The following is a 24,247-nucleotide window of genomic DNA, read 5'->3' as shown; positions in this document are numbered from 1 at the left end:
CGGGCAAGAGCGATACCGCGTTTTCCGGACCCCGCAGTCCCGATGCCGCTCGCCCGCGCGATGTAATTTCCGTCCTCCCCATGCGTCTTACCTTTCACGCAAATGGAGCCCGATATGATTTCGAAACACATTCGGTCAGCAATCGCGCTGGTTGCAGCGGCAGGTATGTTCGCAGCGGTCATGGCGCCGACCAACAGTCACGCAGGGGTGGTCGATGGTGTCAGGACCGCGGACGGGTTAGTGATGTATCTGGGCGTGGTGCCTGCCGCGACAGTGCGCGGCCACGCCAAGAGCCACCCCGAAGCGAGGATGCACGGCGGCGTGCCCGCCGGTTCGCACAGCATGCATATCGTTGCGGCCGTTTTCGACGAGGCTTCCGGCGCCCGGATAACCGATGCGAAGGTCAGGGCGCATATCACCGAGCCCGGCGGTTTGCAGCGAACGATCCGTCTGGAACCCATGACCGTCGCCGGCGCGCTCACTTTCGGTGGTTTCACGACATTCCAACGCGGCATCAAATACCGGATCGGGATCGAGGTCGAACGCCCCCCGCATATGCAATCCTCCCCGTCCAAGAATACGCCGCCAAGAATGCACCGGGTCCCCGCCGTCACGGCGCACTTTACCTATACCCACGACTAACGATCGGGCCGCGAGGTGCCGATCCGCGCAAGAAAGGGAATTCTTCTTATGGAAGACCACCGATCCGCGACAAGCTTTGATCGCGCCTCTACCCCTCAATCGGTTCCCTCGGGGACGTTTGACGCGGGGCTGCGATCATACATGCTCGGCGTCTATAATTACATGACGAGCGGATTGCTTCTTACCGGTATCGTCGGACTTTGGGTCGCGAATACCGCCAGCATTCGCGAGATCTTCTTTTCCGCTACCGGCGCGCCAACGGTGCTGGGCTGGATCGCCATCTTTGCACCCCTGGCCATTGTCTTTGCCTTGGGATTTGGGATCAATCGTTTCTCGGAAAGGACCGCGAAAACGCTGTTCTGGAGCTATGCGGCACTCATGGGCGTGTCGCTATCGACCGTATTCCTCGCCTATACCGGGGTGAGCATCGCCCGGACCTTTTTCGCCGCCGCCTCTGCCTTTGGCGGCCTGAGCCTGTGGGGATATACAACCAAGAAAGATCTATCGGCCTGGGGCGCCTTTTTGATCATGGGGGTTGTCGGCCTGCTCGTTGCCCTGGTCGTCAATATGTTCCTCCAATCCTCGACAATGGACCTGATTGTCAGCGGTCTGGGCGTGCTTATCTTCGCGGGCCTGACTGCCTATGACACGCAGAAGATCAGAAACATCTATTTCCAGGTCGGGCAGACCGAGTTTCGCGGCAAGGCCATCGTACTGGGCGCCCTGACGCTCTATCTCGATTTCATCAATCTGTTCCTGTTCCTGCTTCGCCTGATGGGAGAGCGCCGCTGAGGCAATCTGCCGCGGCTCGTGCGAGCAGTTCAAATGCCAGAACAGGCACGGCACGGATGGGCGCGATCCGAAGCGTGGGTTCGTTTCGAACCGTTGGCTCGGCGATACTACGCAGACGGGTCGTACAAATGCTTTCGATCAGCAATTAATTTCGCATCGCTGGCAGCACCGCAGATGCTGTGCTTCGCAACCGCTTGCGAATTGCACCCTCACAAGCGGCTCGACTCTTACCGGACGTGCCTTTGTTCTGCCGTTCAACCTCAGCTGGTCGACGAACCATCGTAGCGCATCGGTGGAACCCCTTCGGAGTTCGACGTCCCAAGCAAACGCGAGCGAGCTGAGCAGCTGCAGCGCAAATGGTTCCCGCCTGCATCGCGCGGCACGGCGCTTTGATCGCGTGGGGCGTAGAGATATTCACGCGTCAGCGGGACCGCGTCCCGCTTGTGCGCAAGCTGGAGCTGGAAAACCATAAGATTGCCATTGCGAAACATCATTTCGCAGGCGGCGAGATAATACTCCCACATCCGGCAGAAGCGCTCGTCGAAGAGTTCGAGCGCCTTTTCGCGGCGCGATTGAAAGCGCTCGTACCAATGCGCCAGCGTTTCCGCATAGTGCAGCCTCAGGATCTCGATATCGGTAACCCACAGGCCCATGCGCTCGACGACGGACAGGGTCTCTGACAGCGACGGGATGTAGCCGCCGGGAAAGATGTACTTGTCGACCCAGGGATCCTTTCCGCCCGGGGGAGCCATTCTCCCGATCGAGTGGACGACGGCGACCCCGTCCGGAGCAAGATGCTCTTCGATGGCTCTGAAAAAGGACCCGTAGCTGGCGGGACCGACATGTTCGAACATGCCTACCGAGACAATACGATCGAATTCACCCTGAAGGTCGCGGTAGTCGCAGAAATCGAACCGCGCCTCTTCTGCAAACCCAGCCTCCTCGGCGCGCTGGCGCGCCAGCGTCAGTTGCTCTTGCGAAAGGCTGATGCCTAACACTTCGGCCGCGCCCTGCTTTGCCAATTCGATCGCGAGGCCGCCCCAGCCACAGCCAATGTCAAGGACGCTCATGCCTTCACCTACCATCAGCTTTTGACCAATATGGGAGCGCTTTGCGGCTTGAGCGTCCTCTAGCGAGGAACAACCTTCGCAAAAATAGGCACACGAGTATTGCCAGTCTTCGTCGAGGAAGAGTGCATAGAACTCGTTCGAAAGGTCGTAATGACGCGCGACGTTTCTGGCCGCTTTACGGCGCCGGTTGCCTGTGAGACGGGTGGCTATGCGCGCGAGCGGTGCGCGGAGGCGTTCGATCGGCAATTCATCAAGTCCGTCGAGCCCGGAAGTAACAATTGCAAGGAGATCGCGAATGGATCCGCCCTCCACAGTGAGGGACCCATCCATATAGGCCTCGCCGAGCGCAAGCGAGGGGCGCGAGAGAAGCTTGAACGGCAGCGCAGCGCTATGAAGCTTGATCGCAACCGAGGGCCCTGGTGCACCCGAATCGATGACCAGTCGCGTCGCGTGAGCACCGATGACTGTAAGTCGACCAGCCTTCACGACGGCGCGCAAGGCCGGCTTCAATGCACGCAAACCAAGTTCGTGACGCGCTGATTTTCCTCGTTGTCTCTGGGTCATACCGCCTCTCAGGTCTTGAATGATTGTGTTCCCAAAGACGAGCGGTCGGTGATCAACTTACACTTCCAAGTCCGGCGTGGGTGGTTTCGGGCACCACAAGAAAGCCTCTCTGTAAGAACGCGGCCGCCTCTGCGTCTACTTCTTGAAGCGCCGCCAAACGAGGCGCGGCGCTGCGATGGAGGAATAACTATGCGAAAGGGGACAAGTGGTCCGGATCGGCCATTTTTTGGAACGCGCGCGGGAATAACGGTGATCGTGTTTCTTCTCGCCGCCGGGTTTCTGCTGCTGTTCGAGCATCAGGCCCATATCCCCGGCGACTATTATCTGCTCGGATTGATCCTGGCGTTTTGCGTGGGCATCCACCTCTTCATGCACGGTGGGCATGGCGGACACGGCGGGCATGGCCAGGCCGATACACCACCTTCCGGGCACCATGGCGCACATGACCAGACAACCGATAGCGCGTCCAAGAAAACTGCCTCCCGCTATGCGGCTAATGACCGGCCGGGCAACGAAAGAGGAGTGCGCTGACGATGCACGATTCCGCATACGGACTTTGGATATTGGTCGCCTTCAACTCGGCGATCTTCATTCTTTTTGCGTTCAGCTTTTTCAAGCCGAAATCGGGCCGCGATTGGCGCTCCTTTGGGGCGTTCAGCGCCTTTCTCGTGGCGCTTTTCACCGAGATGTACGGCTTCCCGCTTACCATCTACTTCCTGTCCGGATGGCTGCAGAGCAATTATCCGTCGGTTGACTGGTTCGCGCACGATTCCGGTCATTTGCTCGAAATGCTGTTTGGCTGGCGCGGCAATCCGCATTTCGGTCCGTTCCACCTCCTCAGTTTTGGATTGATCGGAGGTGGTTTCATCCTTTTGTCGGCCGCGTGGCGCGTGCTCTATCAGGCACAGAAGGGGGGGGCACTTGCAACCGAAGGACCTTATGCTCGCATCCGCCACCCGCAATATGTCGGTTTCGTCCTCATCATGCTGGGCTTTCTGGTTCAGTGGCCGACCATACTTACGCTGGCCATGTTCCCGATCCTCCTCCTCATGTACTGGCGGCTGTCGCTGCGGGAGGAGCGAGAGGCACTCGCCGAGTTCGGCGAACGCTATCGTCAGTACGCAGCACGCGTTCCCCGGTTTTTCCCGAAGTTTCGCACGCTCGTCTCCGCCAAGCCAGGGAGGTGACAATAACTTGCTCCATTCCTGCCGGGGCGCGGTTCGCGACTGACCTGACCTAATGAGCGCAGCCGTTACAGTGGTCGGCGCAGGTCCGGCGGGTCTCGCCGCGGCGATCGTGCTCGCCAAAGGCGGAAGGGATGTCGAGCTTCACGAATGGCACCGCCACGTCGGGGCGCGGTTTCACGGCGATTTCCAGGGCCTTGAAAACTGGAGCTGCGACGAGGATACGCTGTGCGAACTCCAAAGCTGGGGGATCGATATCAACTTCCTGGCCCATCCAGTCCGGACAGGCACGGGTTTCGATGCGCGCGGACGGCGGCACGAGATTTCAGCGCGCCGCCCACTCTATTATCTCGTTGAGCGCGGCGGATCGGTGCAAAGCCTCGAGTATGGGCTCCTCAAGCAGGCAGAGGCGCTTGGTGTGCGGGTCCATTTCGGGAGTCGCGTTCGCGAAACCGAGGGAGAAACGATCCTCGCCGGGGGACCGCGCAAAGCCGATATTATCGCCTCGGGATATGTATTCGAAACCGAGTGTGAAGATGGAGCTTACATTGCCTTCGACGACCGTTTGGCACCGCGAGGCTATGCCTATCTCCTCGTCCATCAAGGCCGCGGGACTATCGCAGCGTGTCTTTTTAGCGGCTTCAAACGGCAACAGGAATTTGTCGAGCGAACCTGTGATTTCTTCCGGGAGAAAGTCGGGCTCGTGATGCGTAACGAACAAGCCTTCGGCGGTTATGGAAATCTGCGACTCCCAAGAAGCGCAGTCCAGGGGCGCCATCCGGTTGCGGGCGAGCATGCTGGTTTCCAAGATGCCCTTGCGGGGTTTGGTTTACGCTATTCAATCACTTCGGGCGCGCTCGCTGCACAAAGCATCCTCGAAAATCGAAGCTATGAGCAATTGTGGCGCCGTTTGCTTTTACCGAGAATGAAAGCGGGCATCGTCAATCGTTTTGTCTTCAACAGCATCGGAACGACAGGACGCCATTGGGTGACAGCGAAACTGATGCAAGCCAGTACGGGAGAGAGGCTGCACAAGCTGTATGCGGCATCATCTCTCCACGCTATGCTCTTCCCCGCTGCAGAACGTCGCCTGCGCAGGGGCTTACATGACCCAAGTTGCGACCATCAGGACTGCAATTGCGTGTGGTGCGAACATGGAACGGCGTTCTGACGATGCAGGTGACCGATCCAGTATGCCAGCGTAGCATTCCGCTAGAGACCGTCGAGGCCCACCGCGAATTTTTGGGATGGTCTTATTTCTTCTGCTCGGCTCAGTGCGTGCGGCGCTTCGATCAGCGCCCCGAGAAATACATTGATCGGCAGCAAGGCGGGCCGCCGGCGCACATTGCGCAGCCCTGACAGGGCAGAGCCTCTTCGCTTGGAGGCGAATGCGCATCGACCCTTGCGCGCAGTCTGGTGAGCAAGATGCCCCGCCGGGCCAGAGCCTCCACCGATCGATAATCCCGGTTCGATCTTGGAACGCGAGACCGCACGCGAACCAATGGTGCGGGTGTAATTGATCAGTGCCGCTCGCGTCCAAGTATATGTCGGCCTTCCCCGATCGGCCGGCTTTCGAGAAGAAGTCTCGCTGCCCTGCATGAGGCTGGTGAGACCATGCCGGTGCTTCCTGCGTCTGATGGCCGATGTGCCATAAAATCCATTCGCGGGGGCACCAGGCATGATTGCCTGGGCGAAACGATGATGCCGGAGCGTACTGCCATGTCGACGAATACCCGATCACGTGCCAGCACGGTGCTGAGGTCGCCGGTTGGAGACGAACGCACCCGCTTTTCTAGCCAAGCGCCGCAAATTCTTGCTTGTCTGGACGAAGACATGAACCGCCTCGAAGTGACACGGCACGCGCGCGCAATCGCGAAAGCTCTCGACCTGCAGCTTGGCTTTGCCCAGATCGTTGAAACGGCCCCGCATGGGGTTCTTCCTGCCGACCCGATCGAGTGGAACCTGCGCTTCACCGAATGCCGCGACGGCATAGGCGAGCTTATTGGGGAGGCAAGCGAGACGGTCTCGGATGTGCTGCCCGTTGTTCTCCCGGGGACCGCCCATGAACGGCTGATAGACTGGGCGGAGGGTCATCGCGGGTCGGTCCTCGTCCTCGCGCGGCATAGCGGGCGAGGTCCACATTCAGGCCTGGGCACCACCGCCGACCGGCTGCTGAAAAGCGGCGCAGCATCCATGCTTCTACTTCCTTCGGGACGCGAAAGGAAATGTTCGGCCGAGTACCGCAGACTTCTGGTGCCGCTTGATGGATCGCCCAATTCCGAGAGCGTGCTGCCGGTTGTCACAAGGCTTGCCCAGTCGCTAGAAGCGCAAGTGATCCTGGCGCACATTGTTTCTCCAACCGCCGAGTTGCCCTCACTCGAAACACAGGCCGGTTCCAATAGGAGCAATACCTCCGCGCGCGCCCGCAACTATCTCGAAACATGGAAGTTGAGGCTCCTGCGGCAAGGCATCGACGCTACCGTGTATTTCGGAACCGACAGCGAAACGTGCGAGCGGCTCAATCTGATCGCATCCCGCCTCGAAATCGACCTTGTTGTGGTCGCTTCCCATGGCCAGACCAACCTTGCCAGCGCGCCCTACGGAAGTGTCGCCGGCGCTCTGGCGAAAAGTGCGCCCTGCCCGACATTCATCGTCCAACCGGACCTTCGGATTCCATTGGCCAAACCGGGCCGCTCTGGCTTCATGTTCGAGGCCCTCGCTGCGGAAACTGAATTCGCCAGCTGATGTCGGACATTAATAGCGATTTCTCGGCGCTCGATCATGCTGCAATCCAGTTTGCCGAGGAGGACCGGATATCCCCGCAAGCAGCGCAAGAGATTCCCGCTCGCACGGGAACCGATGCCATCCTCGAGTGGCTGCGTGCGGCTTGCCTGGCATGCGCCAAGGCTGGGGCCGAAGCCAGCAAGGCGGCGGAATGGTTGCTCGACAATGACTATGTGGTCCAGCGCGCGCTGAGGCAGATCAAACAGGATCTGCCGACCGGCTTCTATAGCAAACTGCCAGCCCTCGAGGGTGAAGAAACCATTGGCTTCCCGCGTGCCTTCGTGCTCGCGCACCGTTTTCTCGAACTGAGCCGAATGCAGGTTTCGGCATCGGCCCTGAGCCGGTTCCTGATCGCTTATCAGCGCACGGCGCCGCTCCGCATCGGAGAACTCTGGGCGTTCCCGGCCATGCTTCGCATCGCTTGCGTCGAGATCCTCGTGGAAACCCTGTCGACCCTGCTGTGCGATCAGCTCGACGTGCCCGTCGCGACCACCTCATGGGCAGGCGAGGCGCATGCACTGGAAGCAAATGAACGGGTCGCACGCGCGATCGCCAATCTCAGTACCCTTGATGCCATCTCGTGGGAGGATTTGTTCGACGACGTAAGTCCGGTAGAACAGATCTTGCGAAACGACCCATCCGGATATTACGGGCAGATGGATTTCGATAGCCGCGATCGCTATCGCCGCGCGGTTGAAGAACTGGCGGAATATGGCGATTTATCCGAGACCGATGTCGCACTCGAGGCGATCCAAGCAAGCCGCGCTGCTTTGCCTGACGACCGATCTCATCACGTCGGATTCTGGCTCGCCGGTGAAGGACGCCGGGCATTCCGGCAACAGACGGGAGCGGTATTCCCGGCTCGGGTTCGGCTTCTGGACTATGCCTTGCGCCATCCTGGCCCGGTCTACTTCGTTTCGCTCATCGGGCTCCTTGTCTGGGCCCTATTGCTGCCAGCGATATATCTCGACGCCGCTGACGCAGGCGCGACGGGATGGTTCGCCGGCTTGTCCTTGTCGCTCATTCCCGCCTCGGTTGTCGCGATCACTTTCTTGCATTGGTCGATCACGCGTCTCTTGCCACCGCGAGTTCTTTTCAAACTCGACTTTGGTGACGGGCTGCCGGAGGACTGCGCTACGCTGATTGCGGTCCCGGTCGTGATCGCCCGCGAGGACGAAGTGCCTTTCCTGATCGAAAAGCTGGAGAACCACTGGCTTTCGAACGGCGAGCCGATGGTGGACGTAGTGCTCCTGGCCGATCTCGCCGACGCGGCGAGCGAAAGCACTGCCGGGGACAAGCAAATCGAGCAGGCACTAGAAAGGGAGATTCTCGCGCTCAACACTCGCTATCGCAGCGAGGGAAGCGAGCCGTTTCACCTGCTGATGCGCCCTCGACAATATTGTGAAGCACAAGGGTGCTGGCTCGCATGGGAGCGCAAGCGCGGAAAGCTTGAGCAGCTCAATCACATGCTCATCGAAGGCGATGGTGGAGCATTCCATCGACATGTCGGCTCGCGCGAAATACCCCGCAATATTCGCTTCGTCGTCACTCTCGATGCGGACACCACCTTGCCTACAGGCACTGTGCGAAAGCTCGTCGGCACGCTTGCCCATCCACTAAACCAGGCCAAGTTCGATCCGGACACTGGAACGTTGCTTGGAGGCTATACGATCATCCAGCCTCGGGTGGAGATTTCGCCCCAGAGTGGATCGCGAACGCTGTTCGCACGGCTCTTTGCCGGCGATACGTCAATCGACATCTACAGCCGGGCTGTCTCGAACGTCTATCAGGACCTGTTTGGCGCGGGAATTTTTGTCGGTAAGGGCATTTACGACCTTCATGCTTTCCACCGCAGCGTTGCCGGGCGCGTGCCCGAAAATTCCATTCTCAGCCATGACCTCTTCGAAGGTGTCCATGGCCGGGTTGGTCTGGCCAGCGATATCGTCCTGTTCGAAGGCTTTCCCGGAAACTACCTCGAATATGCGCGGCGCGCGCATCGCTGGATCCGCGGGGACTGGCAGCTCCTGCCATGGCTGGCAGGCAAGGTGAGGCGATCAGATGGCACAAGATCCCCAAATCCGATCGCCGCCATCGACCGATGGAAAATTATTGACAATCTGAGGCGGAGTCTGGTTGCCCCGGCAACGATCTTGCTGGCGATCTCGGGTTGGCTCATCCTGCCGGGACAAGCCTGGTTCTGGAGCCTGCTGGCCTTCTTCATGCCAGCGGGCCAGGTATTCACCGATCTGGTGACCGGATTGGCGACAGGACGGCGGCGTGGGACATCGCGTAGCCTGGGGCCGCAATTGCGCGATCAGGCCGGCCGCTGGTTTCTGGCCGTCGTCTATCTGCTCGATGACGCCATATTGTCGGTGCGTGCGATCGCGGTCACGCTCTGGAGGCTTTTTGCAAGCCGGCGCAACCTCCTCGAATGGACAAGCGCCGCGCACTCCGCCACCGACCTCCGCTCGAACCGAGCGCGAGGTGTCATATGGCGCAAGATGTGGTTGGGACCGACTATTTCGGTCGCTCTCGCGGCGCTTCTTGCCGCCATCAAACCTGACGCTTTGGCCTCATCCCTTCCGCTGCTCATTCTTTGGATCGCCGCGCCGGAAATCACTTGGGCGATGGCCCGCGAACGCCGCGAAGATGCGGAACCGCTTGCCGAGGATGACCGGCGCTTCCTGCGGGGCCTGGCGAGGCGGACCTGGCTCTTCTTCGAGACCTTCGCTGGTCCGGAAGACAATTGGCTCCCCCCGGACAACTACCAGGGCGCTCCGCATGCAGAAATCGCGCAGCGCACGTCACCGACGAATATCGGCATGTTGATGCTATCGACAGCCGCAGCCTGGGACCTCGGTTACATCGGCCGTTCGGAACTCGCGGCGCGGACGGCGAACCTTTTCGCCACGCTCGATCGCCTGGAACGATATCGAGGACATTTCTACAATTGGTACGACACAAGAACGCTCGCGTCGCTGGAACCTCGATATGTCTCGACGGTGGACAGCGGCAATCTCGCGGCGGCCCTGCTCGCCTACGCTGCTTCCTTGCGTGAGGCGCGGCGTGCGGAAGGTATGGAGGAGCAACGCTGGCGCGGCCTGATCGATGTGATCGATCTGATCGAACAAGTCGCGCAAAACTCTGAGGATGCAGCGCTTCCTCGTTGGATCACCCAGCTAAGGTCGCGCCTGGAGGGTGTCGAGGAAGACCGTGCCCACTGGATGGCCGGCCTGCAGGATATCTGCGAGGTATTGATCCCGGAGATGGAGGCAGCGCTTGGTCTGGGCGAGCAGTCCGAAAAGGCAGCGCCGAACCATCTGGTCGACATCGAGGTGCTCGTCGATCGGTTGCAGTACCAGATACGTTCGATGTGCCGGGACCTGGGGAACGGCGGTATCCCGGCTGACCAACTGTCCAGCCTCGCAGACCAAGCAATCGAGATGGCCTATTCAATGGAGTTTGCGCCTCTCTATGACGAGCACCGGCGCCTCCTGCGCATTGGCATCAATGTCAGTCTGGGACGTCCCGATACACATTATTATGACCTCCTCGCTTCCGAGGCACGGCTAGCGAGCTTTTTCGCCATCGCAAAAGGCGATGTTCCGCCAGAACACTGGTTCCATCTGGGCCGCCCGTTACGGCGCGTCGAGGGTGGAGCGATGCTGATCTCCTGGAACGGCTCGATGTTCGAATATCTTATGCCGCGCCTGCTGCTCAAGCCGGACACCGGCACGCTGCTGGGCGAGAGCGAGCGGATGGTGGTCGACGTCCAGGAGCGCTACGGGCGAGCCCAGAGCGTTCCCTGGGGTATCTCGGAATCGGCATATTCCGCTCGCGATCCTGAACACCGTTACAGGTATCAAGGGTTCGGCGTTCCCGAACTTGGCTTGAAACGGGGCCTCTCGCGGGACATGGTTGTCGCGCCTTACGCAACTGCGCTTGCACTGGCAGTTGCACCAAAGAAGGCAGTAGCGAACCTCAGGCTGCTGACACGATCGGGCGGCAGCGGTCGATATGGCCTGGTCGAAGCGCTCGACTTCACGCCTGAGCGGTCCCCGGGCAGCGGTCCCCGGACCGTTAATGCTTATATGGCACACCACCAAGGCATGCTCCTGTCGGCGATCGTCAATGCGCTGTTCTCAGACCGGTTCGCTAGCCGTTTCGCCGAAGATCCACGAATGCGGCCCACGATGTTGTTGTTGAGCGAACGGGTGCCACGCGAGATTCCACCAGAAATTGACAGGCTTGCCGACCCTACGATTTCCATGGTTCGGGGAACGCCCGTCACTCTGCCTGCGTCATGGCAACCCAGGCGCGAAGCATCCGTGCCGCAAATGCTCCTGCTTGGAAACGGGCCTTTATCGACGTGGCTCTCTGATAGCGGTAGCGGCGGACTGCGCTGGCATCACCGGGCGCTGACACGCTTCGTGGCCGACGCCACTCACGACGCGGACGGTTACTGGATCTACATCGCCGATGAAGACACCGGACGGCTATGGTCGGCGACGCTCGAACCAACCGGGTCCGAAGCGGAAGAGTACGAGGTCACATGCCATGCGCACCAGGCAGTAATTCGCCGGCGCGATCAAGGCGTTGTATCGCGTCTCGAGATTGGCGTTCTTGCCGGAAGCGACATCGAGGTGCGGCGCTTGCGGCTCATCAACGAGAGTTCCCGTCACCGCAAGCTTCGCGTGACGACCTATGCCGAGATCGTGCTCGGCGAGCCGCTCGAGGACGAGCGGCACCCGGCATTCAGCAAACTGTTTATCAAGAGCGAGCATGTCCCATCGCTTGGTGGTCTGCTGTTCGAGCGCCGCGCGCGCGCGCCACAGGACACGCCGCCGGTGCTCCTTCATTTTGCGGTCGATGGCGGGGGACCGGTTCGCAATGCCCGCTTCGAAACCGACCGGCGCGCCTTCATCAGGCGTCATGAAAGCCTGCGCTCCCCAACAGGAGCGACCGAAGCCGTGCAGAACACCCAAGGGTGGACCCTGGACCCGGTCATGGCTCTTCAACACCTCATCGACCTGGAGCCGTTCGAGATTAGGGAAATCTGTTTCCTGACAGTCGCAGCCGCGTCGCGCGAAACCGCCGTCGAGCTGGCCGAGCGTCATTCGTCTCTCGATTCGATCGAATGGGCGCTCCACGATACGGCAACCGAAAATGCACGCTCCCTGGTTCACATGAACATCGAAGCCGAACACCTGCCCGTCGTGCAGCAGCTCGCTTCGGCTCTCATCTATCCGCAGAACGCCCCATCGAGCGCGCGGACGATCAAGAACGAGAACAGTCTCGGACAAGCGGATTTGTGGGGGATGGGCGTGTCCGGCGATTACCCCATCCTTCTGCTGCGGTCTGCCGGTGAGACCACGACCCTGCTGCCCGTCCTCCTCGCCGCCCATCGATTGTGGCGGCGGCACGGACTAGAGGTGGATCTGGTGATCCTCCAGCTTGCCGGCTCAGCTTACATCGAACCGGTGCTCGACCAGCTCAGGGAGGCGCTGCAACGCGCGAAGATGGCGGAGCTGCTTGGACGCAAGGGCGGCGTGCATATCGTTTTCGCGGATCAGATCGGTGCGGATCGGGTGCGCCTTCTGGAGAGCACGGCGCGTGTCACCCTCGACGACGCACGGGGTAGTTTGCAGGAACAGCTGGAAGAAGCGCACGATGTGCCAAACCGCTTGCCGCTGTTTTCTGCAACAAGGGCTGCGCAGCATCCCTCGATGACATCGCTCGAACGTTCAGCGAACCTTCTCTACGACAATGGTCTGGGTGGGTTCACGGCGGATGGCCGCGAATATGTCATCTTCGTCGAACCCGGGCAGGCGACGCCTGCTCCGTGGTGCAACATTCTCGCCAACCGTGACTTCGGCGCGCTCGTAAGCGAAGCTGGCGGGGGGTATACTTGGGCAATAAACAGCGGCGAGAACCGTCTCACAACATGGTCGAACGACCCGGTCACGGACCGTCCCTCCGAAACACTCTACCTGCGTGATGAGGAAACTGGCGAGGTATGGACCATAACGCCTGCTCCTGTTGGCGATGCCGCTGCCTGCGAAGTCAGGCATGGCGCGGGTTACACTACATGGTCAAAACGGTTCGCCGGCTTGGCCCATCAGCTCACAATGTTCGTACCGCTTGATGCATCGGTGAAGATCGTTCGGCTGCGGATCCGCAACTGCGAAGACCGGCACCGGCGCGTAACCGCAACCTATTATGCCGAGTGGCTGCTCGGCTCTCTTCCCAGTATCGCACGCCCGCACATAGTCTGCGACTTTGACACCGAGACGCAGACCATCACGGCAACGAACCGCTGGAACAGCGATTTTGCCGGACAGGTGGCGTTTCTCACGGCAAACCGCCCACCGCACGGCTTCACGACCGACCGCGGCGAATTCATCGGCAGGGGTGGGGACCCGGCGGATCCCGCGGCGCTTCGGCGATGGGGTCTAACCAACAGCGTATGCGCGGGCGGCGATACATGCGGAGCCTATCAGATACACCTCGATCTTGGCCCGGGCGAGGAAGAAGAAATCCTGTTCGTGCTCGGCCAAGGGCTAGGCCACCATGCGGCCATGGAACTCGCCCAGCGCTGGCGTGAGCCAGACGAGGCAGAGACGGCAATGATAGCGCTGGAGAATTTCTGGGATGAGACACTCGGCGCCCTTCAAGTCTCAACCCCGGACCCTGCTTTCGACGTCATGGTCAACCGCTGGCTGCTCTACCAGACGCTGTCGTCCCGTGTTCTCGCGCGCACGGGATTCTATCAGTCGAGCGGGGCCTTCGGCTTTCGCGATCAATTGCAGGACGTTCTTGCGCTTCTCCACACCGCGCCGGCGCTCGCTCGCGCGCACATCCTCGAAAGCGCGCAGCATCAATTCGTAGAGGGCGATGTTCTGCACTGGTGGCACCCCCCTGCTGATCGCGGCGTGCGAACGCGTTTTTCCGACGATTTACTCTGGTTGCCTTATGTTGTCGGCATCTATGTCACGACGACCGGTGACCTTGATATCCTCGACGAGGAAGTCGCGTTCCTCGATGCCGATGAACTCGCCCCCGACGAAGCCAATCGATATGCGCAATTCGATGCGACCGAGTGGCGCGGCTCGCTGTTCGAGCACTGCGAGCGCGCACTGCACCGCGCTCTGGCAGTCGGGGCCCATGGACTGCCGCTGATCGGCGCCGGGGACTGGAATGATGGAATGGACCGCCTCGGCGCGAAGGGCCATGGCGAAAGCGTCTGGTTGGCATGGTTTATCACGGTCACAGCGCAAGGCTTCGCCGACATCTGCCGCCGGACCGGTCGGATGCACGAGGCGAAAGAATGGGAAGAACGGGCATCCGAGATAAGACGGCGCGCGGAAGAAAGCGCGTGGGATGGCTCATGGTACTTGCGCGCGTTCGATGATGACGGGCGGCCCATCGGCTCGGCAGAAAGCGACGAATGCAGGATCGATTCGATCGCGCAGTCATGGGCGGCCTTTGCCTCGGCTGATCAAGAGCGCGTGAGCGAGGCTCTCCAGTCCGCATGGGATATGCTTGTTTCGCAGGAAGACCAGTTGGCCAGGCTGCTCTGGCCCGCGTTTGACGAAGGCTTGATCGATCCCGGTTACATAAAGGCCTATCCCCCGGGAATTCGCGAAAATGGGGGTCAGTATTCGCATGCGACCGCGTGGCTGGGCATGGCCTTTGCGCGGGTGAAGGACCCCGAGAAGGCCTTTGCCCTGTTCAACATGATCAACCCCGTCCGTCGCTCTGACGATCACGCCAAGGCCGAGCATTATCGCCTGGAGCCCTACGCCGTCGCCGGAGACATATCTGCGGGCAAGCAACATACGGGCAGAGGGGGCTGGAGCTGGTATACTGGGGCCGCTGGCTGGGCATGGCAGCTCGCCACAAAAAGCATCCTGGGGTTGCAACAGATCGATGGCCAACTCATCGTCAATCCCTGTATCCCGCCCAACTGGGGCGGCTTCAGCGCGACACTGCGCGTTGGTGGCGGGTTGGTGTCAGTGAAAGTCGAAGATCCGCAAGGGCTTGGCTGCGCTGACGTCGAACTCACCGTTGATGGCAAAACTCATGCCGGGAATGCGATTGTACTCCCGAAGAATGGCGAAACAGTCGAACTTCGGGTCCGCATTGTTGGACGCAATGTACAACACCCCTCCCCCGCCTGAGAATTCCGCCCGGAGCTATTAAAACGCTCCTCCCAGCGCGTGAAAATCCTGGCGGGGTGTTTGGCAAAGATGCGCGACGCGAAGTCTGCCGTGCAAAGCAAAGTTGATCCTATAATAGCGGGCTAAAGAGCCGTGCTGCATTTTCCGCAGCGCGGGCAAGCGCAGGTCTGGCATTCCATTCGGCGCGAACCAAGCGCTCACTCCCCGCAATGTTGCGCGCCTCCTCTTCGCGCAGGCGCGCGGTTGTGTCCTGATCATAGATGAGGAGGCCAGCTTCTCCGTTCAACTCCAGCGAGCGCAAATCGATGTTCATCGAACCGACAAGGACGAGGTCATCGTCGACGCTTACATGCTTGGCGTGCAGGAAGCCGCGATGATAGAGGTGTATGTCGATGCCCGCTTCCAGCATTCGATCGAAGAAAGAGCGCTGCGCCAGATCGACCAGACGATGGTCGCCCTTCTTCGGTAGAATCAAGCAGACCTCGACACCGCGGGCGGCGGCCCCTTCGAGCGCGAGCAGGAGCGCTTCGTCCGGCACGAAGTAGGGGGTCGTGATGACCAGACGGTGTTCGACCGTATGCACCAGCGCATCGAGCAGCAGCCGGATGACAGAGCGCCGATATTCGGGTCCGCCAGCCACCAATTGTGCGCGCGCCGCCCCTGCGGACCGTTCATGCGGAAAGAGCGCCCCGTCGCTCAACAGATCGCCGGATTCCAAAAACCAGTCATTGGCAAAGAGCGCCTGCATCTGGAGCACGACGGGTCCGTTGACCCTCACCACGAATTCCTTGCTGCGCTGACCTCCCGGTAGCTCGGGGCTGATGACGTTCTGCGAGCCGATATATCCGAGCCGTCCGTCGATCACAGCGAGCTTGCGATGATTGCGCAGATCGGGCCGCAGGGCCTCCATGTTCGTTAGCGATACGGGCAGCGCGCGGCGCACCGTTATCCCGCAGCTCCTGAGTTTTCGAATGATCCGGCGGGACCACCAATAGGAACCGAGCGCATCGATCAGAACGCGGCATTCTATCCCGCGGCTTGCGGCAGCCACGAGCGCCGCGATGATCTGGTTGCCCACAGCATCGTCGGAGAAGATGTAGGTCGTGAGATGAACATGGTGCCGGGCAGTACCAATGTCGGCCACGAGACGGTCGATCACTTCCTGATAATCCGCTAGCGCTTCGATGTTGTTTCCACCCACCGCAGGGAACAAATTGACCCGCTCGATGAGCTGCGCTGCCCGAACAAGATGCGCGGGAAGCTGCGGCGGTGAGCAGTGCTGCGACATCAGGATCTGGCGGCGCGCAATCTTGAGCTGCCTGCGCGCTTCAGCAAAACGCGCACGCCTGCGCGCCGTTGCCAGCGGACGGAACGCCCAGAGAACAACGAGAATGGCTGGAATGGGGAAGACGAGAACCAGCGCGAGCCAGCCCTGTGCGCCAACCGCTGGTCGGCTGAAAATGATCACCGCGAAGATAGCAAACCGCGCGAGCCAATCCAGCGTGAGGAATAGCAAGAGCGTATCAGACACCGGTCTTGCTCCCGCTTGTCGGAAAGCAATGGCGGCACGCCGTAGGAGGGGGGAGGATCACGGCGTGCCGCACTGCCGAGGCGCGGGGTTGGAGGCATCGCCGCGGCAACGAGCTTGGCGGGTTCGGGCTTTTACGCAGCCAAATGGTCCCGACAATTCGACCCTTAGAGCTCGCATGCATGTACATAGACGCGGGAGCGCGCCTGCTATTACAGCGCAGACCTCGTTTCGGTCTCACTGAATAGGCATGACATAGTCTCTGCCCGCCCACACGAGCGCGTCGGCTCCTCAAGTTTGCAAAGCAATAGGGGTGTCGGCCAAAGCATCGCGAAATGCGCCGCGGGCACGATGGAGTCTTACGGCGAGATTGTTGGGCGAAATGTGGAGGCGCGAAGAGATGACTGAAGGCTCGTCCCGCCCCAGGTCCATTTGCCGGATGATTTGCGTATAGGCTGGCCGAAGCGTCGCCAATACCTCCTCGACCACCTCGCTTTCATCGACCGACAAACTCTCTCCCGAGATTTCTTCCAAGGGTGGGCCGCCGGGTTCAAGCGGGGTCGTTTTGGCGTTGAGCCGCGCCGAGGCCCGGTAATGGTCGAGCAACGTCGTCTCGAAGAGGCGCCGCAGCCATCCGTGGACGGCATTTTCATCACGCAATTGATGCGCGCGCTCAAGCGCTTTGACGCAGAAGGACTGAAGGACATCATCCGCCGCGAGGCGGTCGCGCAGACGCTTGAGAGCAAGCCGGCGGAAGATGACATAATCGCCAACAAGAACCCGCTCAATAATCTCTCTGTTCGTCTCTCGCCGGTTCTCAGGTTCGGAACGCTCCTGCTCTTCGGCAACAATATCCTCTGATTGTGCGGCGTAAGATAATGGCATGAGTTCTTCCCCACCGAAGTTCCACCTACTTGGAATACGCAGGGAGAGGCCCCGCCCCTCAGATTTCTTTGGTGTTTCGGCGGATGATGAGAGGTTCCGGCCGGGAAACAACGCGCTGATGCGCTTCGTCCTGTAAGCCGAGCTGCCGTGCCCCGTCTCTTGTTTCAGCCCGTTTAGAAATCCTCTGCACCGAGACGAGAAAACCCGATGAGCCGCCTGATCACCACTATGCGAAGTCTCGCCTTTGCAGTGTCGGCGGCGGTGTGGACTCTCCTTTTTGCGCCCTTGATCCCGCTATTGGTTCTTCTGGGTCGTCCGCCGCGGATCATTCGGCAGCTCACCCGGATTTGGGCGCGCGGCCTTCTCTGTCTCCTCGCTGCGCTGGCCGGAATCCGCTATACGGAAAGGGGACGCGTTAACCTGCCCGAGGGTCCCGTCCTCATCATCGCCAACCATCAATCGGCCTGGGAAACGTTTGCCGCACTCGTTCTCTTCCCTGACGTGGCGATTGTCACCAAGCGTGAGCTTCTGGCGCTGCCTGTGATAGGATGGTTCCTGAAGAACTCCCCCATGATCCCGGTCGATCGCGCTCAGTCGGCGCGGGCGCTGCGTGAAATGCTTGCGGCCTGCCGCGCGGAAGTAGCGGCGGGTCGCTCGGTGCTCATTTTCCCCGAAGGCACACGCAAGCAGCCGGGAAGCCCGATCGAATTCAAGCGCGGAGTGGAACTGCTCTATCGAAATCTGGCGATACCCCCAGTAATCGTTGCCCACGATGCCGGCCGGCTCTGGCGGCAGGGCATGCGGCTGCATCCTGGATCGATTACCGTTTCGATACTCCCGCCGATCCCACCTGCTACCGATCATGGAGTTCTTGTCGCGCAGGCACAGCGGTCCCTCGCGGTCGAAGTCGCCAATCTGAACAAGGCCTAGACTGACCGCCGAAAGGGCCCGGATCCCTATGAGGATGAGGAGGCCTGCGCTCCCATGAACATGATCTTGCATCTCATTGCGAGAGGCAACACCCATTTGTTCTGAACTTCGCCGTCGGCGACGTTCTCGTAATCACCAAGCGCGCCCCGCGTCTGTTTATCCGAATGAGGTGCCGCCCGGGCAGGCCAGCGCGCACCAGGAGCCGGTCTGGACGGACAATCAAAACCGGGAGTCTTGCAATAAGGAGCAGTGTGTGTGGCGAAACCGCCAACGAACAAGAGGATATTGGAGCAGCAGTTTTCTCGCCGGGCGACAATCTTGTGCGCGGTGCAGCTCGGTCTCGGCGGTGTGTTGGCAGGCCGGCTCGCCTGGCTTGCGATCGCCGAAAACCAAAAATGGCAACTGCTCTCCGAGAGCAATCGGCTTCAGCTGAGCCTGATCCCGCCGAGGCGCGGATTGCTGCTTGATCGCACGGGCGTCCCCCTCGCCAGCAACAAATCGGTCTTCATGATCGATCTCCTGCCCGATCGCCTCGAGGACGCCGATAAGGTCGTGAAGCAGCTTGCCGAGCTGCTCGATCTTAGCGCCGATGAGACGGACCGCCTCAAGACCGACCTCGAACAAGCATTGGATCACCAGCCCGTGCGGGTTGCGAGCGATGTCGAGTGGGACCAATATGCCGCTGTAAATGTACGCCTTCCCGACCTCCCCGGCGTATCCCCGATGAGAGGGTTTTCGCGGCACTATCCAGCAGGAGCCGCGACAGCTCACTTGCTCGGCTATGTCGGAGCCCCAAGCCGCGAGGAGTATGAAAAAACCGGCGATCCCTTGCTAATGGTTCCGGGCATGCAAGTCGGCAAGGATATGCTCGAGAAGACGCTCGACGAGCATTTGACGGGCAAGCCCGGCGCGCGCCGGGCCGAAGTGACAGCCACGGGCAAGGTCGTACGCGCGCTAGAGGTCCGATCCGACACTATAGGTAAAAGCGTACAATTGACCATTGATGGTGGGCTTCAAACCTATGCGTCGCGGCGACTGGGCACCCAGTCCGGCTCGGTCGTGGTGCTCGACGCGGTCACCGGCGGCGTTCTCGCTATGGCTTCGATGCCAGCCTACGATCCCAACAGTTTTTCGGATGGGATCAGCCAGTTCGAATGGGACATGCTGTCGCAAGACGAACGCGTTCCACTCAGAAACAAGACCCTCCAGGGACTTTATCCGCCCGGATCGACCATCAAGCCGATCACGGCCCTGGCTTTGCTGAATGAGAACATCGACCCAGACGAAACCGTCCTTTGTACCGGCCGGATCAACATTGCCGGCGGCACGTTCCATTGCTGGCGCCGTAGTGGCCACGGTGTAGTCGACATGAACCGGGCGATTGCAGAAAGCTGTGACATATATTTCTATGTCATGGGCATTCGGGTGGGCATTCAGCCAATTGCCGACATGGCCAGACGTTTTGGGCTTGGCGAGCGGTTTTTAGGCTTGCCGGTTCCCTATCAGTATTACGGCACTGTCCCCGATCCTGCCTGGAAACGGCGACGATACAACGAGCCTTGGGAAGCCTATGACACTGTCAATGCGACAATCGGGCAAGGCTATCTGCTCGCCAACCCGCTGCAGCTTGCGGTCATGACGGCGCGGCTTGCCGCCGGTGAGAAAACCCATCCCAAGCTACTTGCCGCAAAGGAGGCGCCTGCCGCACCACTCGAAATTGACCCCCGAATGCTTGCGATCGTCCGCCAGGGAATGGAGGATGTTGTCAATGGCCAGGGCACCGCAACCCGCGCCCGCCTTCCCCTTCCGAACATCAAGCTGGCGGGCAAGACGGGCACCGCGCAGGTTCGCCGCATCACGATGGCCGAACGTCGCCGCGGCGTCCGCTCCAATGCCTCTCTCCCCTGGAAGCTGCGCGATCATGGATTGTTCGTTGGTTATGCGCCGGTTCACCGGCCCCGCTATACGGTGGCGGTGGTAATCGAACATGGCGGAGGGTCTGGAGCGGCCTATCCCATCGCAAGCGATACGCTGCTCTATCTGTTTGACGAACGGCAAGCCATGAAGCGCCTGGCATCACTGGAGAATGGCTGGGGTGGCGGAATCGAGGAGCGAATGGCGCGCGAAGCGGCAGAATTCGCCGCCCGCACACCGAGCGACTGACCCCCTAAACAATGAGGTTCTTCGGCGAACCCATTGCAAAAGCTTCGATATTCTCAATTGTCGTCTCGATGATGCGCGCGACCGCCTCATGCGTGTTATAGGCGACATGCGGAGTCACGATGACGTTCGGAAAGCGCAGAAGCACATGATTGGCCACGAGGGCCTCCAAATTCTCCTTCTCCAGCGGCGGTCCGCGAAACACTTCTGCCTCTTCACGGACGAGCGGCTCCTGCGGGAGCACATCAAGGCCAGCGGCGCGGAGTTTCCCCTCCGCCAGCGCGCGCACCAGAGCGGGAACGCTGACGATGTTGCCGCGCGCCGTATTGATCAGGAGCGCGCCGGTCTTCATGGCAGCGAACTCGGCATCGGACAGGAGATCCTGGGTCTGAGGGGTTGCCGGCAGATGCAATGTGACGATGTCGGCTTGGGAAAGGAGTTCGGCGAAAGGCAAATAGGTAAAGCCGAGATTTGCTGCCGCAGAGCTATCCGGATCGACGTCGAACGCTACGACATTCATGCCAAACCCGCGCGCGATCTCGATCGCGCGGCGCCCGATGCGGCCGGTCCCGACGACGCCAAGGGTCTTCCCGCGCAGCTCGATACCGCGCAGATCATCCTGTGAAAAATTTCCGCGCCGTGTACGTTCGACCGCCGGAACGAGATATCGCGCGGCAGCCAGCATCAAGGCAAAACTGTGCTCGGCTACAGTAACATCACCATAGTCGGGAACGTTGGCGATCTCGATGTCTTCTGCGGCGCACCAGGCCAGATCGATGTGGTCGTGGCCGGTCGAGCGGGTGGCGATCAGCCGCAGCTCGGGGAAGTGGCGCAGGACTTCTGCATCGAGCCGTGAATTGATGAATGTGCTGATCACTTCGGCATCGCTGTATTTTGCCGCGTTATCAGATGTCAGCCGTTCCTTGACACAAGTGAGTTCGTGATTGCCGGAAAGTGCGCGGCATGCCCTCGCCTCCCATTCCTCGGCCTCGAAGATGACGACCTTCATATCCGCGAACCCTCAGCCGGTTGTGCTCGGCCTTTATCCGACATGGCCTCGGCTTGAGCGACCACCTTGACTGCGGCAACAAAACTGTCGGGGTTAAGCGAAATGGAGTCGATCCCGCAATCGACCAGGAAACCGGCAAACTCGGGATGGTCACTCGGTGCCTGGCCGCAAATTCCGATCTTTATCCCGGCCTGGTGCGCCTTGATAATGGCTTCGCCAATCGCCCGTTTTACCGCCTCGTTGCGTTCGTCGAACTGATCGGCGAGAAGCTCGGAATCGCGGTCGATCCCGAGCACGAGCTGGGTGAGATCGTTGGAACCTATCGAAAATCCGTCAAAGCGCTGTGCGAACTCCTCCGCGAGCAGGACGTTCGCCGGAATCTCGCACATCATATAGATTTGGAGACCGTTTCGGCCTCGTTCGAGACCGTTTTCCGCCATCACTTCGAGGACCCGATCGGCTTCGGCGAGCGTACGGCAGAATGGCACCATGATGATGACATTCTCAAAGCCGATCTCCTCGCGTACGCGCCGCAAAGCGCGGCATTCGAGCGCGAAACCCGCCTTGTAGCCTGGGCTGTAATAGCGCGAAGCGCCGCGCCATCCGATCATCGGATTTTCCTCATCCGGTTCGAAGGCCTCTCCTCCGAGAAGGTGAGCATATTCGTTTGTCTTGAAGTCGCTGAGGCGGACAATCACCGGCTGCGGATGAAACGGGGCCGCGAGCTTGGCTATGCCGAGCGCGAGCGTGTCGACGAAATAGTCGGTAGGCTCGGCATATCCGTGCGTAAGCTCGGCGATCGCGCGCCTGGCATCCTCGCTTGTGACCTTCTCCGGGGCGACGAGCGCCATCGGGTGAACTTTGACCAGGTGGTTGATCACGAATTCCATCCGCGCGAGGCCTACTCCGCGCGCGGGAAGGCGCCACCAGCGCATGGCGGCGGCCGGACTCGCGATATTGAGCATCACATCGGTTTCGGTCTCGGGCAGATCCGCCAGGTCGAACTCGATGGTTTCGAACTCGAGCGTCCCTTCATAGACCGCACCGCGGTCGCCTTCCGCGCATGACAGGGTGATGGGCTGCCCGTCCTGCAGGGTGCGCGTCGCTGTCTGTGTCCCAACGATGGCCGGCACGCCGAGTTCGCGGCTGACGATCGCTGCGTGGCTGGTAGTTCCGCCGTGATCAGTGATGATACCCGCTGCGCGCTTCATGATTGGCACCCAGTCCGGATCGGTCATGCCTGTCACAAGGATTGCACCATCTCGAAAAGCCTCGATCTGCGAGGCGTCCCGGATCGCGCAAACCTCCCCGGTGGCGATCGCCTCGCCGACCGCCGCGCCCGTAAGCAGCGGTTCGGCGCGCTGTTTCAACCTGTAGGTAGTCAGTCTTCCCGCTGCCTTGCCCGCCTGAACCGTTTCCGGGCGGGCCTGGACGATGAAGAGTTCGCCGGTTGCACCATCTTTCGCCCACTCCATGTCCATCGCGCGACCATAATGCTTTTCGATGGTCTTGGCGCAGCGCGCCAGCTCAAGTACCTCGTCATCGGAGAGGACGAAGGTCTCGCGTTCGCGGCGCGTGGTTCTCTTGGTCAACGTCCTGACGCTGCCGCCGGTCGCATAGATCATCTTGCGCTCCTTGGCCCCAAGACTGCGCTCGATAAGCGGAACCGTATCTGTACGTTCGAGAAAGGGTTTGAAGACACGGTAGGTGTCAGGATCGACCGAGCCCTGGACGACAGTCTCCCCAAGCCCCCAGGCGGCACTTATCACGATCACGTCGGGGAAACCCGTTTCGGTATCGACTGAAAACATGACCCCCGATCCAGCGAGATCCGAGCGCACCATGCGCTGCACTCCGATCGACAGGGCAACATCCATATGGTCGAAACCCTGTGCCTGACGGTAGCTGATCGCCCGGTCGGTAAAGAGCGAGGCAAAGCAGCGCCGGCAGGCATCGAGAAGTGCGCGCTTCCCGGTGACATTGAGAAAGGTCTCTTGCTGCCCGGCGAAGCTCGCTTCGGGAAGATCCTCCGCTGTCGCGCTGCTGCGGACCGCGACGCTGACCGCATCCTGTTCGCTGCGCGCAGACAAAGCGTCATAGGCTTCACCGATGGCCGCCTCGATCTCCGGTGGAAACGCCCCTTCCAGAAACGCATGCCGGATCGCAGCACCTGCCACTTGAAGCGAGGCGCGCCCGGCATCGAGCGCTTCGATCCAGCGCCTCATTTCGGGTTCAATGCCGTTGGTCGCGATATAGTGCCGATAGGCCTGCGCCGTTGTGGCGAAGCCTCCCGGCACTCTGATACCGCGCTTCGACAGCGCGCCGACCATCTCACCGAGCGAAGCATTCTTTCCGCCAACCATGGCGACGTCGCCGCGTCCAATATCCTCAAACCAGGCAATAAGGGCGTCGGGCATCGAAATCTCCGGGTCATTCGCGAGCGGTGCTCGGCAGTGGTCGAACGTGGACGTTGCCTCGAGCGGCGGCTAAATCTTACCCGTCGCCGCCGAAGCATCGTC

At 60.5% G+C, this 24,247-nt stretch carries 15 protein-coding genes; 10 read left to right on the top strand and 5 right to left on the bottom strand.

What is annotated here, in order from left to right; genetic code table 11:
* Positions 1–165: 165 nt before the first annotated feature.
* Positions 166–642 carry a hypothetical protein gene (locus tag LOZ77_RS11010; RefSeq protein WP_169749366.1) on the top strand — a complete coding sequence of 159 codons (477 nt, stop codon included), beginning with the start codon at positions 166–168 and terminating at the stop codon, positions 640–642.
* A 48-nt stretch (positions 643–690) separates the two neighbouring features.
* Entirely contained in the window at positions 691–1,434 is a 744-nt protein-coding gene (locus tag LOZ77_RS11005) for a Bax inhibitor-1/YccA family protein (protein WP_046904094.1), read from the top strand.
* Positions 1,435–1,694: 260 nt separating this feature from the next.
* Here the strand turns inward: LOZ77_RS11005 and LOZ77_RS11000 are convergent, their stop codons facing one another.
* A complete protein-coding gene (locus LOZ77_RS11000) occupies positions 1,695–3,068 on the bottom strand; it encodes a cyclopropane-fatty-acyl-phospholipid synthase family protein (protein WP_082134960.1) in 1,374 nt (457 codons plus the stop codon).
* A 249-nt stretch (positions 3,069–3,317) separates the two neighbouring features.
* Between LOZ77_RS11000 and LOZ77_RS10995 the strand changes: the two genes are divergently transcribed.
* From LOZ77_RS10995 to LOZ77_RS10970, 6 genes are all read left to right on the top strand, one after another.
* Complete coding sequence (locus LOZ77_RS10995) at positions 3,318–3,599, top strand: DUF2933 domain-containing protein (protein ID WP_224199591.1); 282 nt, start codon at positions 3,318–3,320, stop codon at positions 3,597–3,599.
* Positions 3,596–4,255, top strand: coding sequence for an isoprenylcysteine carboxylmethyltransferase family protein (locus tag LOZ77_RS10990; RefSeq protein WP_342670060.1), 660 nt, complete (start codon positions 3,596–3,598; stop codon positions 4,253–4,255). Before LOZ77_RS10995 ends, LOZ77_RS10990 begins: the two co-directional genes overlap by 4 nt.
* 52 nt (positions 4,256–4,307) lie before the next feature.
* Positions 4,308–5,423, top strand: coding sequence for an NAD(P)/FAD-dependent oxidoreductase (locus tag LOZ77_RS10985; RefSeq protein ID WP_082134958.1), 1,116 nt, complete (start codon positions 4,308–4,310; stop codon positions 5,421–5,423).
* 2 nt (positions 5,424–5,425) lie between these two features.
* Positions 5,426–5,611: a YHS domain-containing protein gene (locus LOZ77_RS10980; protein WP_046904089.1), complete on the top strand. Its 186-nt coding sequence runs from the start codon at positions 5,426–5,428 to the stop codon at positions 5,609–5,611.
* A gap of 360 nt (positions 5,612–5,971) precedes the next feature.
* Positions 5,972–6,997 carry a universal stress protein gene (locus tag LOZ77_RS10975; RefSeq protein ID WP_047822105.1) on the top strand — a complete coding sequence of 342 codons (1,026 nt, stop codon included), beginning with the start codon at positions 5,972–5,974 and terminating at the stop codon, positions 6,995–6,997.
* Positions 6,997–15,216: a GH36-type glycosyl hydrolase domain-containing protein gene (locus LOZ77_RS10970; RefSeq protein ID WP_230279182.1), complete on the top strand. Its 8,220-nt coding sequence runs from the start codon at positions 6,997–6,999 to the stop codon at positions 15,214–15,216. The genes LOZ77_RS10975 and LOZ77_RS10970 overlap by 1 nt, the downstream gene beginning before the upstream one ends.
* 109 nt (positions 15,217–15,325) lie before the next feature.
* Here LOZ77_RS10970 and cls read toward each other — a convergent pair whose 3' ends face one another.
* Positions 15,326–16,747, bottom strand: a complete 1,422-nt coding sequence (gene cls / locus LOZ77_RS10965; RefSeq protein ID WP_172406228.1) for a cardiolipin synthase — start codon at positions 16,745–16,747, stop codon at positions 15,326–15,328.
* Positions 16,748–17,035: 288 nt separating this feature from the next.
* A complete protein-coding gene (locus LOZ77_RS10960) occupies positions 17,036–17,629 on the bottom strand; it encodes an RNA polymerase sigma factor (protein WP_088712497.1) in 594 nt (197 codons plus the stop codon).
* A 207-nt stretch (positions 17,630–17,836) separates the two neighbouring features.
* Between LOZ77_RS10960 and LOZ77_RS10955 the strand changes: the two genes are divergently transcribed.
* Positions 17,837–18,559 (top strand): 1-acyl-sn-glycerol-3-phosphate acyltransferase, encoded by a 723-nt coding sequence (locus LOZ77_RS10955; RefSeq protein WP_047822097.1) that lies wholly within the window; start codon positions 17,837–17,839, stop codon positions 18,557–18,559.
* Between the two features lie 255 nt (positions 18,560–18,814).
* On the top strand, positions 18,815–20,722 hold the full coding sequence (mrdA, locus tag LOZ77_RS10950) for a penicillin-binding protein 2 (protein WP_230279181.1): 1,908 nt from the start codon (positions 18,815–18,817) through the stop codon (positions 20,720–20,722).
* Positions 20,723–20,726: 4 nt separating this feature from the next.
* On the opposite strand, the gene LOZ77_RS10945 is transcribed toward mrdA, so the two are convergent.
* Both LOZ77_RS10945 and ppsA read right to left on the bottom strand, forming a co-directional pair.
* Positions 20,727–21,728 (bottom strand): hydroxyacid dehydrogenase, encoded by a 1,002-nt coding sequence (locus tag LOZ77_RS10945; RefSeq protein ID WP_046904082.1) that lies wholly within the window; start codon positions 21,726–21,728, stop codon positions 20,727–20,729.
* A complete protein-coding gene (gene ppsA / locus LOZ77_RS10940) occupies positions 21,725–24,145 on the bottom strand; it encodes a phosphoenolpyruvate synthase (RefSeq protein ID WP_230279180.1) in 2,421 nt (806 codons plus the stop codon). Before ppsA ends, LOZ77_RS10945 begins: the two co-directional genes overlap by 4 nt.
* Between the last annotated feature and the right edge of the window lie 102 nt (positions 24,146–24,247).

The organism is Croceicoccus sp. Ery15 (genome assembly GCF_020985305.1).
GTDB lineage: Bacteria > Pseudomonadota > Alphaproteobacteria > Sphingomonadales > Sphingomonadaceae > Croceicoccus.
This window is presented reverse-complemented; position numbering and strand designations above follow the sequence as displayed.